12 protein-coding genes are annotated in these 14357 nt (G+C 67.6%); 8 read left to right on the top strand and 4 right to left on the bottom strand.

Annotation, left to right across the window (positions count from 1 at the left end; all coding sequences use genetic code 11):
• Positions 1-23 precede the first annotated feature (23 nt).
• Both J7528_RS13660 and J7528_RS13665 read left to right on the top strand, forming a co-directional pair.
• Positions 24-1298: an MFS transporter gene (locus tag J7528_RS13660; RefSeq protein ID WP_291875218.1), complete on the top strand. Its 1275-nt coding sequence runs from the start codon at positions 24-26 to the stop codon at positions 1296-1298.
• A gap of 73 nt (positions 1299-1371) precedes the next feature.
• Positions 1372-2412 (top strand): oxidoreductase, encoded by a 1041-nt coding sequence (locus tag J7528_RS13665; protein WP_291875221.1) that lies wholly within the window; start codon positions 1372-1374, stop codon positions 2410-2412.
• Here the strand turns inward: J7528_RS13665 and J7528_RS13670 are convergent.
• A complete protein-coding gene (locus J7528_RS13670) occupies positions 2409-2801 on the bottom strand; it encodes a RidA family protein (protein WP_291875224.1) in 393 nt (130 codons plus the stop codon). The genes J7528_RS13665 and J7528_RS13670 overlap by 4 nt on opposite strands.
• Before the next feature lie 111 nt (positions 2802-2912).
• Between J7528_RS13670 and J7528_RS13675 the strand changes: the two genes are divergently transcribed.
• From J7528_RS13675 to J7528_RS13685, 3 genes are read left to right on the top strand one after another with little or no spacing between them, the layout of a single operon-like run.
• Positions 2913-3803, top strand: coding sequence for a LysR family transcriptional regulator (locus J7528_RS13675; protein WP_291875226.1), 891 nt, complete (start codon positions 2913-2915; stop codon positions 3801-3803).
• 33 nt (positions 3804-3836) lie between these two features.
• Positions 3837-5063 carry a PQQ-dependent sugar dehydrogenase gene (locus J7528_RS13680; RefSeq protein ID WP_291875228.1) on the top strand — a complete coding sequence of 409 codons (1227 nt, stop codon included), beginning with the start codon at positions 3837-3839 and terminating at the stop codon, positions 5061-5063.
• Complete coding sequence (locus tag J7528_RS13685; protein WP_291875230.1) at positions 5063-5734, top strand: helix-turn-helix domain-containing protein; 672 nt, start codon at positions 5063-5065, stop codon at positions 5732-5734. The genes J7528_RS13680 and J7528_RS13685 overlap by 1 nt, the downstream gene beginning before the upstream one ends.
• On the opposite strand, the gene J7528_RS13690 is transcribed toward J7528_RS13685, so the two are convergent.
• Complete coding sequence (locus tag J7528_RS13690) at positions 5722-6831, bottom strand: epoxide hydrolase (protein WP_291875232.1); 1110 nt, start codon at positions 6829-6831, stop codon at positions 5722-5724. The genes J7528_RS13685 and J7528_RS13690 overlap by 13 nt on opposite strands.
• Before the next feature lie 112 nt (positions 6832-6943).
• Here J7528_RS13690 and J7528_RS13695 point away from each other — a divergent pair, with 112 nt between their 5' ends.
• Positions 6944-8491 carry a tryptophan halogenase family protein gene (locus J7528_RS13695; protein WP_291875234.1) on the top strand — a complete coding sequence of 516 codons (1548 nt, stop codon included), beginning with the start codon at positions 6944-6946 and terminating at the stop codon, positions 8489-8491.
• Here the strand turns inward: J7528_RS13695 and J7528_RS13700 are convergent.
• Entirely contained in the window at positions 8488-11934 is a 3447-nt protein-coding gene (locus J7528_RS13700) for a hypothetical protein (protein ID WP_291875236.1), read from the bottom strand. The genes J7528_RS13695 and J7528_RS13700 overlap by 4 nt on opposite strands.
• 106 nt (positions 11935-12040) lie before the next feature.
• The gene (locus J7528_RS13705) at positions 12041-13405 is read right to left on the bottom strand and encodes a cation:proton antiporter (protein WP_291875238.1); all 1365 of its coding nucleotides are present in this window, start codon (positions 13403-13405) and stop codon (positions 12041-12043) included.
• Between the two features lie 208 nt (positions 13406-13613).
• Here J7528_RS13705 and J7528_RS13710 point away from each other — a divergent pair, with 208 nt between their 5' ends.
• Together J7528_RS13710 and J7528_RS13715 are read left to right on the top strand one after the other, a co-directional pair.
• On the top strand, positions 13614-13856 hold the full coding sequence (locus J7528_RS13710; protein WP_291875239.1) for a type II toxin-antitoxin system Phd/YefM family antitoxin: 243 nt from the start codon (positions 13614-13616) through the stop codon (positions 13854-13856).
• Positions 13856-14356, top strand: coding sequence for a PIN domain-containing protein (locus J7528_RS13715; RefSeq protein ID WP_291875240.1), 501 nt, complete (start codon positions 13856-13858; stop codon positions 14354-14356). Before J7528_RS13710 ends, J7528_RS13715 begins: the two co-directional genes overlap by 1 nt.
• The last annotated feature ends 1 nt before the right edge of the window (position 14357 follow it).

The raw sequence follows: 14357 nt of genomic DNA on the forward strand, positions 1-14357 counted from the left end.
AACAAGGGGGAAGGAAGGCGTCCATGGACTTTTCAAAAGCGCCCGCGCCGTCCGAGAAAATCGGACGGTATCGCTGGGTGGTCGTCACGCTGCTGTTCGCGGCGATGGTCATCAACTACGTCGATCGCCAGACGATCGGCCTCCTGAAGGCGGACCTGTCGGCTCAGTTCAACTGGGACGAGAAGCACTACGCCGACCTCGTGTTCTACTTCCAGCTGGCCTACGCGATCGCGTACCTGGCCTGGGGCAAGATCATGGACAAGATCGGGGCGCGCTGGGGCTTCGGTGTCGCGTTCGCGATCTGGCAGGTCGCCCACATCCTGCACGCCTGCGCGTCGGGCTTCGGCGGCTTCGTGGCCGCCCGCATGGGTCTGGGCATCGGTGAGGCCGGCGGCTTCCCGGGCGGCATCAAGGCCGTGGCCGAGTGGTTCCCCAAGAAGGAACGCGCCTTCGCCACCGGCCTGTTCAACGCCGGCACCAACATCGGCGCCATCGTCACGCCCCTGGTCGTGCCGGGCATCGTGCTGGCCTTCGGCTGGCAGATGGCCTTCATCGTCACCGGCCTCGCCGGCCTGGTCTGGCTGCCGATCTGGCTGATCGTCTATCGCCGTCCGCGCGAAGCCAAGAAGCTGTCGCCCGCGGAACTGGCCTATATCGAGCAGGATCCGGCCGACCCCGTCGAGAAGATCGGCTGGGGCAAGCTGCTGACCAAGAAGGAAACCTGGGCCTTCGCCCTGGGCAAGTTCCTGATCGATCCGATCTGGTGGATGTTCCTGTTCTGGCTGCCGGACTTCCTGGGCAAGCGCTACGGCCTGGACCTGAAGTCGTTTGGCCCGCCGCTGATCGCCATCTACCTGCTGTCGGACGTTGGTTCGGTCGCCGGTGGCTGGATGTCCTCCACGCTGATGAAGAACGGCGCCACCATCAACAAGGCTCGCAAGCTGACCATGCTGGTCTGCGCCCTGCTGGCCCTGCCGGTGATGTTCGCCGCCAAGGCCGACAGCGTCTGGCTGGCAGTGCTGATCATCGGCATCGCCACCGCCGCGCACCAAGGCTTCTCGGCCAACCTGTACACCCTGCCGTCGGACGTGTTCCCGCGCGGCGCGGTCGGCTCGGTCGTCGGCATCGGCGGCATGCTGGGCGCCTTCGGGGGCATGGCCTTCTCGAAGTACATCGGCAACGTGCTGGAGCAGATCGGCACCTACACCCCGATCTTCATCGTGGCGGGTTCGGTCTATCTGGTCGCTCTGCTGGTGATCCACCTGCTGACGCCCAAGATGGAACCGGTGCAGATCTAATCTCTATCGTTTCACGCAAACGCGATCAGGGCCGGGGAGCAATCCTCGGCCCTTTTCTTTAGAAGGCGATCCCATGAGCGAGACCCTGAACGTCGTCCTGGTCGGCTATGGCTATGTCGGCAAGACCTTCCACGCCCCGCTGATCGCTGCCACGCCGGGCTTCGCGCTGCGGACCGTGGTCTCCAGCGACCCGGCCAAGGTGGCGGCCGACCTGCCCGAGGTCCAGGTCGTCGCCGAGCTGGATCAGGCCCTGGCCGATCCGGCCATCGACTTGGTGGTCATCGCCACGCCCAACGTCCTGCACGCGCCCCAGGCCCTGGCCGCCCTCGCCGCCGGCAAGCACGTGGTGGTCGACAAGCCCTTCGCCGTCACCGCCGCCGAGGCGAAGGCCATGGCCGACGCCGCCAAGGCCGCCGGCAAGCTGCTGGCCGTGTTCCACAACCGCCGCTGGGACAGCGACTTCCTGACCGTCCAGCGCCTGCTGGCCGAGGGCGTGCTGGGCGAGATCGTGCTGTGCGAGAACCGCTACGACCGCTTCCGCCCCGAGGTGCGCGACCGCTGGCGTGAACGCGCCGGTCCGGGCTCGGGCGCCTGGATCGACCTGGGACCGCACCTGCTGGACCAGGCCCTGGTGCTGTTCGGCGAGCCGCTGGGCATCTCGGCCGACATCGGCGCGCAGCGCGAGGGCGCCAGGGCGGACGACTATTTCCACGTCACCCTGCGCTATCCCGTCCTGCGGGTGATCCTGCACGGCAACCTGCTGACCGCCGCCTCGGGTCCGCGCTTCGCCGTGCACGGGACCAAGGCCAGCTTCGTCAAGCACGGCCTGGATCCGCAGGAAGCCCAGCTGAAGGCCGGCATGACCCCCGGCGCCTCCGGCTGGGGCCGAGACAGTCGTCATGGGGTGCTGACCACTGTGGTCGACGAGGTCCCGGTCAATGCCGACGTCCGGCCCGAGGTCACCGGCTATCGCCAGTTCTATGCCGGCGTCCGCGAGGCGATCCTGCACGGCGCCCCTTCGCCCGTGCCGGTCGAGCAGGCCCTGCGGACCATGGAGTTGCTGGAGCTCGCGCAGCGCGCTTCGGACGAGCGGCGCGAGCTGCCGGTCACTTAAGCGGGGATCCGGGCGATCGCCTTGATCTCGAAGTCGAAGCCGGCCAGCCAATTCACGCCGATCGCCGTCCAGTTCGGATAGGGCGGCGCGCCGATGACCTCGTCGCGAACGGCCAGGATCGTCGCCAGCTGCGCCTCGGGGTCGGTATGGAAGGTGGTGACGTCGACGACGTCCTCCAGGCTCGCCCCAGCGGCGGCCAGCACCGCCTTCAGATTGGCGAAGGCCAGCCGCACCTGGTCCTCGAAGACCGGCTCGGGCGAGCCGTCCTCGCGGCTGCCGACCTGACCGGAGACGAACAGCAGGTCGCCGGTGCGGATCGCGGCCGAGTAGCGGTACTTCTCGTACAGCGCCTGTCGGCCGGCGGGGAAAACGGTCTGGGGCTTGGACATAGTCTTGGGTCCTTCTGGAACCGGAAACGCTCCGGCCAGACCCAGTTAAGCGGCGCGCGCTTGCGGCTGTAGACATTGAAATCGGCATAGGCTGATGCAAAATCACCAGCAGTGTCCCGCCCTTCCCTCAACGACCTCGCCGCCTTCGTGTCGGTGGCCACCCACCGCAGCTTCCGCCGCGCCGCCGACGAGCTGGGCGCCGCGCCCTCGACCCTGAGCCACGCGATGCGGGCGCTGGAGGAGCGGATGGGCGTGCGGCTGCTGAACCGCACCACCCGCAGCGTCTCGCCCACCGAGGCCGGCTTCCAGTTGCTGGAGAGCCTGCAGCCGGCCCTGGCCGCCCTGGACGGGGCGCTGGACAGCGTCGCGCCATTCCGGGGCCAGGTCGCCGGCGTGGTGCGGATCAACGCCCCGCGCGTGGGCGCCGCGATCCTGGTCCGCGAGGTCCTGCCGGTGATGGCCCAGCGCCATCCCGAGGTGACCGTCGACCTAGTGGTCCAGGGCCAGCTGATCGACATCGTCCAGGCCGGCTTCGACGCCGGGGTTCGCCTCGCCGGCTCGGTCCCGCGCGACATGATCGCCGTGCCGATCGGCGCGCCGCTGCGCTTCGTCTGCGTCGCCTCGCCCGCCTATCTGGAGCGCGCCGGGACCCCGACCACGCCTGACGATCTCGCCCGCCACCAGTGCATCGGCCACCGCCTACCCAGCGGTCGCCTGTACCGCTGGGAGTTCGAGCGGGCGGGCCAGGCGATGACGCTCGACGTCACCGGCCCCGCGGCGCTGGACGACGAAGAGCTGATGGTCGACGCCGCCGTACGCGGCCTGGGCGTGGCCTATGTGATCGAAACCGCCGCGCACGCCGCACTGGCCGCCGGCCAGCTGCGCGAGGTCCTGTCGCCCTGGCTGCGGTTCGCCGAGCCCGCCACGGTCTACTATCCCGGCCACCGCGCCGTGCCCCCTGCCCTGCGCGCCTTCCTGGATGTGGTGCGGCAGACCCGCTAGCCGCCGTCACGGAAATCATCCTAAGGTCGCGCCATGCGCGCTTCCTTGCTCACCGCCTCCGCCGCCCTCGCCGCCGCTCTGGCCGCCTGTGGTCCCGCTCCCGCCCAGCCCGGACAAGCCGGCCCGCCTGTAGAGACCCGCGCGGCCAACGCCCCCGAGCAGAAGCCGGCCTTCGCGAACCAGACCCGCGCGCCGGGGCTGAACTCGAACACGCAAGGTCAGTACACGACCCTGGCCAGCGGCCTTGATCACCCCTGGGCCCTGGCCTTCCTGCCGACCGGCGAGATCCTGGTCACCGAGCGCGCCGGCCGCCTGCGGGTGCTGGGCAAGGACGGCAAGCTGTCGCCCGCCGTCACCGGCCTGCCCGCCGTGTTCGCCGAGGGCCAGGGCGGCCTGCTGGGCCTGGCGATCGACCCGAACTACGCCAGCAACGGCCTGGTCTACTGGACCTTCTCCGAGGCCGACGGCAGCGTGAACGGCACCAGCGCCGCGCGCGGCAAGCTGGTGCTGGGCGCCGCGCCCAAGCTGGAGAACGTCCAGGTCATCTGGCGCCAGGCGCCCAAGATGGACAGCGCCCTGCACTTCGGCGGCCGCCTGGTCTTCGCGCCGGACGGCAAGCTCTTCATCACCACCGGCGAGCGCTCGATCCAGGAAGGCCGCGTCCAGGCCCAGAAGCTGGACGCCACCCTGGGCAAGGTCGTGCGCATCAACGCCGACGGCTCGATCCCCTCGGACAACCCGTTCGTGGGTAAAGAAGGCGCCAAGCCCGAGATCTGGTCGTACGGCCACCGCAATCTGCAGGCCGCCGCCCTCGACCCCAGCGGCAAGCTGTGGACCGTCGAGCACGGCGCCAAGGGCGGCGACGAGCTGAACCACCCCGAGGCCGGCAAGAACTACGGCTGGGCCACCATCACCTATGGCGAGGAGTACTCGGGCAAGCCGATCGGCGACGGCATCACCCAGAAGGACGGCCTGGAACAGCCCGTCTACTACTGGGATCCCGTCATCGCCCCGTCTGGCATGACCTTCTATGAGGCCAGCCTGTTTCCGGCCCTGAAGGGCAGCGTGCTGATCGGCTCGCTGAAGGAGCAGCATGTCGACCGCCTGGTCCTCAAGGACGGCAAGGTCGTCGGTGAAGAGCGCCTGTTCACCGACATCGGTGGCCGCGTTCGCGATGTCGTCACCGGCCCGGACGGCGCGATCTATGTCGTCACCGACGAGGACGACGGCAAGCTGATCAAGATCACGCCGAAAGGCTGATGCAGAAGCACACGGCCCGGCAGTCGCCGCATCCCTGGATCGACACGGTCTGGCAGACGGTGTGCCTCAGCGACGGCGTCTATTCCGCGACGCCTGACGGCTCGTGGGACCTGATCCGCAGCATCGCGCCGGACGGCGGGTCGTTCGTGTTCCTGAGCGGCCAGGCCACCGAGCCCGTCGAGGTTCCGTATAAGGCGGGGGAGAGCTCGGTGGTGCTCTCCTTCGCCGCCCACGTCTATCTGGCGCAGGACAAGGAAACGCGGACCGGGTCGGCGATCCGCGTCCTGCCGGTGCGCGGCGAGGCCTTCGAACTGGACGGCGTCGAATTCCCGCTGCCTGACTTCGAGACCGTCGAGCCCCTGGTCGACGCCATGATCGCCGCGGGCCTGCTGCTCTCCAACGACCTCGTGGCCCGAGCCTTCAGCGAGACCCCCAAGGCCGCTTCGCCACGCTCGGTGCAGCAGCACTTCAAGCAGACCACCGGCATCACCCAGAAGAGCTTCCAGCAGATCCGCCGCGCCCAGGAGGCCGTGCGACGGCTGAAGGCCGGTGAAGCGCCGGCCGGCGTCGCCGTCGACCTGGGCTTCACCGACCAGCCGCACATGATCAAGTCGATCAAGAAGATCATGGGCGCCCTGCCCTCGAACCTCGACCTGGTTCACAAGATCTGAGCGAAGGCCTTCAGGTCGGCGACGTAGAACGCCGGATCCTCCCAGGCCGCGAAGTGGCCGGCCGTTTCCATGTCGGTGAAGCGCACGACATTGCCGCCCGTCTGGCGATCGGCCCATTCGCGCGGCAGGCGCACGCCGCCGGGGATCGGGGCCTCGGTCGCCACGGCTGCCGGGACCTTGGTCCCAGCGCCCTTGATGGTCGGGGCGTTCATGGCGTTCTGGCTGTAGATCCGGAAGGACGACGCCGCCGTCTCGGTGAGCCAGTAGATCATGATGTTGGTCAGGATCTCGTCGCGGCCGAAGCGCTCATCGACGCCGTCGCCCAGACCCATGCCGCCCATGAAGCTCATGATCCACGCCGCCAGACCGACCGGCGAGTCATTGACCGCGAAGGCCAGGCTCTGCGGCTTGGTCGCCTGCACCAGGTTGAAGGCGCCATGGGCGAAGAACCACTGCTGGATGGCGCCGGCATAGGCCTGCTCGGCCCCGCTCAGCACCGAGAAGTCGGTGGTGTGGTCCGGATAGCCGACGTCCGTGACATGGATGCCGATGATCTTGTCGGCGTGGCGCTGGGTCAGCGACATGGCGATCACCGAGCCCAGGTCGCCGCCGGCCACCATGAACCGCTCATGCCCCAGCACCTTGCCCATCAAATCAACGAACAGGTCGGCGGTCTGGTCGGCCGGCTGGGCCACGCGGCTGGAAAAGCCCGTGCCGGGGATGGACGGGACCACGACGTGGAAGTCCTCGGACAGGGCGTCGATCACCTTGTGATAGCGATAGAAGCTGTCGGGCCAGCCATGCACCAGCAGCAGCGCCGGGGCGTTCGCCTTCTTGGCCGGCTTGTGCACGAAGTGCAGATCGATGCCGTCGAGGGCGACCTTGTAGTTCGGCAGGGCGTTCAGCTGGACCTCGGCCTTGCGCCAGTCGTATTGGTTCAGCCAGTAGTCGGTCAGCGACCGCATGTAGCCCAGGCTGGTCCCGAACATCCACGCGGAATCGGCGGGCTCGTCCGGCCAACGGGTGTGCTGCAGCCGCGACTTCAGGTCGGCCAGCTGGGCGTCCGGGATGGCGATCGTGAAAGGCGTCGGGGTCATGGCGGGGGTCCTGTCTTCGTTTCAGTGAAGTCAGGCTACCGACCGCCCCCGGCCGCTAATTGTAGAAATGCGAAAACCCTCGCCCCTCGCCGAACTCTGCTATCAATCCTCCATGCAACGCAGGCGAAGCATTCTGATCGTGGGCGGCGGGACGGCCGGGTGGCTGACGGCCGCCTATCTGGCCAAGGCCCTGCGCGTGGCCGAGCAGGCGCACCTGGAGATCACCCTCCTGGAGTCGCCCGACATCGGCATCATCGGCGTCGGCGAAGCCACCTTCCCGACCATCCGCAACACCCTGCGGTTCCTCGGCATCGACGAAGCGCGGTTCATCCGCGAGACCTCGGCGACGTTCAAGCAGGGCATCCGCTTCGTCGACTGGGCCCAGGCGCCGGAAGGCGACAAGCATCACGCCTTCTTCCACCCCTTCGAGGCGCCGTTCTCGACCGAGGGGACCAGCCTCGCGCCCTACTGGCTGCTGCAGAACGAAGCCACCCGCGCTCCGTTCGCCGAGGCTGTCACCATCCAGGCCCGCGTCGCCGACGCCCAGCGCGCGCCCAAGCGCCCGCACGAGAGCGACTTCTCCGGCCCGCTGAACTACGCCTACCACTTCGACGCGGCCAAGCTGGCGGCGGTGCTGGCCGAGCGGGCTCAAGAGCTGGGCGTGCGCCATCTGAAGGGCAACCTGTCGAGCGTCGTCCTGGACGAGACCGGCGCCATCGACCACCTGGTCAGCCCCGAGCATGGCGACCTCACCGCCGACCTCTATGTCGACTGCACCGGCTTCCGCGCCGAACTGATCGGCAAGGCCCTGGGCGCGCCCTTCAAGTCCTGCAAGCCGATCCTCTTCACCGACCGCGCCATTGCCTGCCGCGCGCCCTACGAGCGGCCGGACGCGCCGATCCAGAGCTACACCGTCGCCACCGCCCACGAGGCCGGCTGGATCTGGGACATCGCCCTGGCCCACGGCCGCGGCGTCGGCTGCGTCTATTCCAGCGACCACATCGACGACGATCGCGCCGAGCAGATCCTGCGCGACCACCTGGGCGGCGCCGAGATCGAGACCCGCAAGATCAGCTTCGACGCCGGCTATCGCGAGAAGCAGTGGATCAAGAACTGCGTCGCCGTCGGCCTCTCGGCCGGATTCCTGGAGCCGCTGGAGTCCACCGGCGTCGTGCTGATCGAAGCGGCCGTGGCGATGATCGCCGAGCTCTTCCCGCACTCAGGCCCGGTCAGCGCGCCGGCCCGGCGCTTCAACGAGCTGATGACGGCGCGCTACGACAACATCATCGTCTTCCTGAAGCTGCACTACGCGCTCAGCCAGCGGCCCGAGCCGTTCTGGCGCGAGAACGCCGACCCGGCGACCATCCCCGAACGCCTGGTCGACCTGCTGGAACAATGGCGCTATCGCCCGCCGGCCCGGTTCGACTTCATCCTCGACCTCGAGACCTTCGCCTTCTTCAACTACCAGTACATCCTGTACGGCATGGACTTCAAAACCGACCTGACCGACGGCGCGGGCGAGTTCCCCGACGTCGCCGCCGCCCAGAAGTTGTTCGCGAAGATCCGCGGCTTCGCGGATCGGGCGACGCAGGACCTGCCCAGCCACCGGGATTTGATCGCGCAGATCAACAAGTTCGGGTTCGTGCTGGAGGGGGCTTAGCCGCCGAAAATGAAGTCGGCCTTGTAGTAGCCCTTGGCGGGATCGAGAATGTCGATCGCGAACGGGGCCGAGCCATCGGCCAGGTCCGTCAGCCAGGCGTCGTTGGACCGCACCATGACGCCCAGGTCGGCCTTTTGCGCCTCGGCCAGCAGCCAGCCGACCATCGCCGCCTTGGTCCCGATACCGTTCACGCCATCGCCGCCATAGGCCGCGAAATAGTCGACGCGCGTGTCGATCATGGCGTGGATCTTGGCGTCGGTCGGCGCCGCGCCGAAGATCGTCTTGTAGGCCTCGCGCGTGGCCTCGACGAAGCTTAGCGACCCGTACTTGGCCAGGAACGCGTCCTTGCCCTCGCCGACCTTGCCCAGATTGACCGCGAAGTTGATGTAGCGGTTCTCCAGATTGAAGCTCTGGTAGTAGGCGCTGTTGAGGTTGTTGGCGTTGGGGCCCGTCGGCGAGACCAGATAGTCGACGCCCGGTTGCCCGGGGATCTTTCCGGTGAAAAACTCGTAGGCCAAGGTCGCCACCGAGGTCGTGGACCCGGCCGCCTTGATGATCTGCGTGACCGCTCCGTCCAGCGTCAGGGCGCCCGTCGCGATGCTGGCTTCCAAGTCCGCCGTCTTCGCGCCCGTTCCGCCGCGCAGCAACGCATCGACGGCGATCTGGGTGAGCGAAATCGTCTTGTCCGAGAACTTGAGGATTTCCAGGCTCTTCAGCGTATCGCGACCGTCGTTCGCACCGGTGCGGAGATCCGTGACCGTCCAGGAGCCGTCGGCTGACCGCGTCCAGCTGTAGTCGGCGGCCGCGCCGGTGAAGACCGCCGTATCCAGCCCCTCGCCGCCGTCCAGTAGGTCATCGCCGCCACGACCCGACAGGGTGTCGCCGCCCTTGCCCCCGCTCAGGGTGTCGACCGCGGCGCCGCCGCTCAGGACGTTGGCGTCGTTGTTGCCCGACAGGATCGCGCCATGGTCGCCCCCGACGACGTTTTCGACGGATTGCAGAGTCAGGCGTCCCCAGCCGGTGTCCTGCGCGTCGGCGGCGAGATCCACCTTTACGCTGCCCGAAGCCAGACGCAGATCCAACGTATCGGCGCCGTCGCCGCCCTCCAGGGTGAGCGCGGCGCTGAGCAGGGACTGAACAACGAAGGTGTCGGCGTCGGCGCCCCCTTGAACACTCGTGAGGGCCACGGTCTCGCCCGCCCGCACATCGGACAGGTTCAGGATATCGTCGCCGGCGCCGCCGACCGCGGTCTCATCCCCTAGCTCGACGTAGAGCGTGTCGGCGCCCGCGCCGCCGTAGAGCTTGTCCTTCCCGGCATCGCCGTACAGCACGCCTACGCCGACGATGTTGTAGAAGTCGTTCCGGACGATCAGCACATCGTTGCCGTCGCCGCCATGAAGCGTCGCGGACTCGACCGCCAGGACCGTGTCGGCTCCGGCGTCGCCATACAGCTGGCCATTGCCCTGCACATAGTCGTCGCCGGCGTCGCCGTGCAGCACGCCATTGCCGAAGATGGTATCGTTGCCGTCCCCGCCGTTCAGCTGGTCGTGCAGGGAGGCGCCGCTTCCGGCGTAGCCGATCTGCGCGCCGGAGATCGAGTCGTTGCCCGCCCCGCCATAAACGATGTTGACGGTGTCGGCGGTGTCGCCCGGCCCCTGGTCGCCCCGGATATAACCCTGGGTGAAGATCGTGTCGTCGCCAGCGCCGCCGTAGATGGTGTCTCCGCCAGCATTGCCCTGGATATAGTCGTCGCCGTCACCGCCATCGAGGACGTCGTCGCCCGGGCCGCCGTAGAGCTTGTCCTGGCCGTTGTCGCCCCACACTTGGTCGGCGCCGTTGTTGCCGTAGATCTCGTCATTGCCATCGCCACCGTGCAGGAAATCGGCGCCGCCGAGGCCATAGATGTAGTCGAGGCCGGTCGTGCCGGTGATCACGTCAGCGCCGTTGGTGGCGCCGCCGAGCTTGGCGATGGACCCTTCAACGAACGCTTCGGCGCTCAGCGTCACGGCGCCCTCGAACTTCAGGACGGTATCGTTGGCGTCCAGCGCGCCGTCGGCGTTGTCGTCGATGATCAGGTAGGTGAAGCCGCCGTTCTGCCAGGTCCAGGCCTGCTTCAGGCCTGGACCATATTCGGCGCCGGTGAGCGAGAACTTGCTGCCCACCGTCAGGCTGAAGGCGCTGTTGTCCAGCGCGCCATAGAAGGCCAGCGCCCAGAAGCCGCCGGAGGTGGACTGCAGGCTGATCTTGTCGCCCTGGGCGATGCTAAAGTCCCGGATCAGGTTCGGGTTCTGGTAGGACGGGACCTGCGCGTGCGGCGGCGACAGCGAGTCGAAGCTGAAAAGGTCCGCGCCCTCCCCGCCGGTCAAGATGCTGCCGTTGCCTCCGATGACGATCGTGTCCTTGCCCGCGCCGCCATAGACGACCGAGTTCGAGGCTTGGATGCGGTCGTCGCCGGCGCCGCCGGAGATGACGTCACCGGTCTTCCCGGACAGCCAATTGGCGTCGATGACATCGTCGCCGTCCCCGCCGTCCAGCACGTCCGCGCCGTCGCTGCCGTACAGCGTGTCGTTGCCGGCGCCGCCATAGAGCTTGTCCGCGGCGCCGTCGACGAAGCCGTTATAGATCGGGCTGGCCCACAGGATGTCGTTGCCGGCGTCACCGTACAGGGTGTCGCCGCCCCGCTCGCCATGCAAGACATCGTCGCCATCGCCGCCGTGCAGGATGTCCGCGCCGCCGGCGCCGTGCAGCTCGTCCTTGCCGCCCTGGCCCCACGCTTCGTCGGGACCGTCGCCACCGAAGAACTTCTCGTCGATGTCGGCACCGGTCCAGCTGCCGCCAGCCTTCGGCGTCGTCCCGACGATGTAGTCGCCCACGAAGGCGTAGCGATCCAGCTGCGGCGCGCCCTCCAGCGCCATGACGAAGTCGGTGCGATCCAGCAGCCCGTCGCCATTGGTGTCGACGATCACGTACTTCACGGTACCGCTGGTCCAGGTGAAGATCCCGGAATAGCCGGCCTGATAGACGTCGCCGAACGCCTTGCCGGCGGTCAGGCTGAAGTCGCTGTTCGTCACCGCCCCGCGAAACGTGGTGTAGCGGCCCTGCAGAAAGTAGATGTTGTTGTCCAGTTCGAGCGCGATGCGATCGCCCTCGGCGGCCGAGAAATCGGTAATCCGGTCGATGATGTTCAGGCCGTCGATCTTGGGGTTCTTCAGATCGGCGACGTAGTGATCGGCGTGGAAGATATCGGCGCCGGCGCCGCCGGTCAGGATGTCGATCGCGTCGTCGGGATCATCCGCCCCGCGCGGCCCGTTTCCCGATCCGCCGATCTGATCGTTGCCCGCGCCTCCGATCAGGGTGTCGGCGCCGAGGCCGCCGACGATCACATCATCACCCGCCGTACCGACAAGCGTATCGGCGCCCGACGTTCCCTGAATATACGCCACTCGGACTCTCCACCTCTGGTGGAGGCAGCCTGATGCCGCGTGCGTGGGAATTCAAGAAAAAAGGCCCGCCGAAGCGGGCCTAGGGGAAGCGTTCTTTGAAATGCCTTCAGGCTCGCGCCGGATCCGGCACCGCACCCAGTTCGCCGCTCTCCCGGGCCTTCTTGCCGTAGACGACCTCGAACAGCGGGCTGGCCATCACCGTGGTGACGATCGCCATCAGCACCAGCATCGAGAACAGGGTCGGGCCGATGATGCCCTTCTGCAGGCCGATATTGATGATGATCAGCTCCATCAGGCCGCGCGAGTTCATCAGGGCGCCGATGCCCATGGCGGTCGAGTGGTTCTCGCCGGTCAGGCGGGCGGCGACGTAGCAGGCGCCCCACTTGGCCAGGATCGAGCAGGCCAGGACGCCCAGGGCGATCAGCAGCAGGGTCGGCGAGTTGACCATGTCCATCCGGGTGTTGAGGCCCGAATAGGTGAAGAACATCGGCAGCAGCAGCACGACGGCGATCGGCTCGACCTTCTTCTTCAGCTCCTCGACCAGCAGGCCGCGCGGCATGACCACGCCCAGGATGAAGCCGCCGAAGATGGCGTGGATGCCCACGGCGTCCATCAGGAAGGCCGAGGTGCAGAAGGCCAGGATGACCAGGGCCAGCACCTGAGTGCTCATCTCCCCCTCCCGCTCGACGATGCGACCCAGCGGGGCCAGGATCTTCGGGCCCAGGGTGGTGACGAACAGCACCCACAGCAGACCGCCGCCGATGGCCAGGCCGGCCACGCCGGGACCGCCGCCGAAGGTCGCCAGCACCAGGGCCAGCACGCACCACGACACCGCGTCATCGAAGGCGCCGGCTGTCAGGGACAGCGTGCCCAGCGAGGTCTTGGCCAGGCCGCGCTCATTGATGATGCGGGCCAGCATCGGAAAGGCCGTCAGGGCGATGCAGGCGCCCATGAACAGGGTGGCGTTGCCCTGGCTGATGGTCGGCGCGAACAGGCCGGGGACCTTCAGCAGGAAGGGCGTGATGATCGCCGCGATCGCGAACGGCGCGGCGATGCCGGCGAACGAGACGCTCATGGCGCTCTTGGCCTTGGCTTTGAAGTGGCCGGCCTCGAACGTCGTGCCGACCATGAACATGTAGAGGCCCACGCCCAGCTGGGCGCCGACATAGAGGACGTTCTTGGTTTCCTTGGGGAACAGCGTCGCCTGGAAGTCGGGGAACAGCAGGCCCAGCAGCGACGGGCCCAGGATCACGCCGGCGATCATCTCGCCCACCACCTGCGGCTGGGCCAGCAGCTTCTTGCCCAGCCAGCCGACCACGCGGCACGCCAGCACGATCACGGCCAGCTGCAGGAAGAAGTGCACGGAAAAATCGGTTGGAGAGAACGTCTTGGCCCCGGCTTTCGTCACCGGTCCGTGCGCGTTGAACACGTCGACCGCCGTGGCGATCGTCTGCGCGAGTAGGTCTGACACTGTCTTAGCCCCCTAATAGATGTCTGCTGGCTTTTCGCCTTGAGCCCATGCCGCGCAGGAATCCGCTTCGGACGCAATGCGGCGCGGCCATTTTTGACAGCCTTGTCAGTCGATTGTTTTTGCTGGCCAAATTTCTGTTGCGAGAACGACACAAGGTAGTAACGTACCTACAAAACAGCCTTGTCATTGTGGGTACGTAGGCACGCCTGTGAAGATCATCACCAGCCGCGAATTCAACCAGGATGTCAGCCAGGCCAAGCGCGCGGCCAGAATCGAGCCGGTGTTCATCACCGATCGCGGCCGCCCGACCCACGTGCTGATGAGCGTCGAGAACTACCGCCGTCTGACCGGCCAGACCGAGACCATCGTCGACCTGCTGGCCATGCCCGGCCTGCCCGCCGTGGAGCTGCCGCGCTCGACCGAGGCCTGGGACAGCCGGAGAGACGACTGATGCATCTGCTCGACACCGACGTCGTCTTCGAGCTGCGCAACGCCAAGGCCGGCGCGACCGATCAGGGCCTGGCCGTCTGGGCCGCGCGCGCCGCGCGCTCCAGCCTGTTCGTCTCGGCCCTCACCTTGCTCGAACTGGAAACCGCCACGACCCGCGCCGAGCGCAAGGACAAGGCCAAGGGCGCGGTGCTCCGGGATTGGCTGGACAACCGCGTCGCGCCGGCCTTCGAGGGGCGCATCCTGTCGATCGACGCCGCCGTGGTCCGCCGCCGGGCTCATGTGCCGCTCACGGATAGCCGCGACGCCCTGCTGGCCGCCACCGCACTCGAACACGGCCTGACCCTGACGACGCGCGACCTCTCCGCCTTCGCCAAGGTCCCAAGGCTAAAGGTGTTCAATCCCTGGGGCTACAAGCCCGAGGCGCTGGACGATGAGGAAGACTGGGGCCAGGCCGCCAAGGCCGGGACCCAGTGGCTGCGGAACATCTTCGTCCGGGGCTAAG

Source organism: Caulobacter sp., assembly GCF_017744445.1.
Classification (GTDB): Bacteria; Pseudomonadota; Alphaproteobacteria; order Caulobacterales; family Caulobacteraceae; genus Caulobacter.

Bases quoted from the DNA above. Each gene is read 5' to 3' on its own strand.
- J7528_RS13660 (WP_291875218.1), top strand. From the start codon at position 24: ATGGACTTTTCAAAAGCGCCCGCGCCGTCCGAGAAAATCGGACGGTAT.
- J7528_RS13665 (WP_291875221.1), top strand. From the start codon at position 1,372: ATGAGCGAGACCCTGAACGTCGTCCTGGTCGGCTATGGCTATGTCGGC.
- J7528_RS13670 (WP_291875224.1), bottom strand. From the start codon at position 2,801: ATGTCCAAGCCCCAGACCGTTTTCCCCGCCGGCCGACAGGCGCTGTAC.
- J7528_RS13680 (WP_291875228.1), top strand. From the start codon at position 3,837: ATGCGCGCTTCCTTGCTCACCGCCTCCGCCGCCCTCGCCGCCGCTCTG.
- J7528_RS13685 (WP_291875230.1), top strand. From the start codon at position 5,063: ATGCAGAAGCACACGGCCCGGCAGTCGCCGCATCCCTGGATCGACACG.
- J7528_RS13690 (WP_291875232.1), bottom strand. From the start codon at position 6,831: ATGACCCCGACGCCTTTCACGATCGCCATCCCGGACGCCCAGCTGGCC.
- J7528_RS13695 (WP_291875234.1), top strand. From the start codon at position 6,944: ATGCAACGCAGGCGAAGCATTCTGATCGTGGGCGGCGGGACGGCCGGG.
- J7528_RS13715 (WP_291875240.1), top strand. From the start codon at position 13,856: ATGCATCTGCTCGACACCGACGTCGTCTTCGAGCTGCGCAACGCCAAG.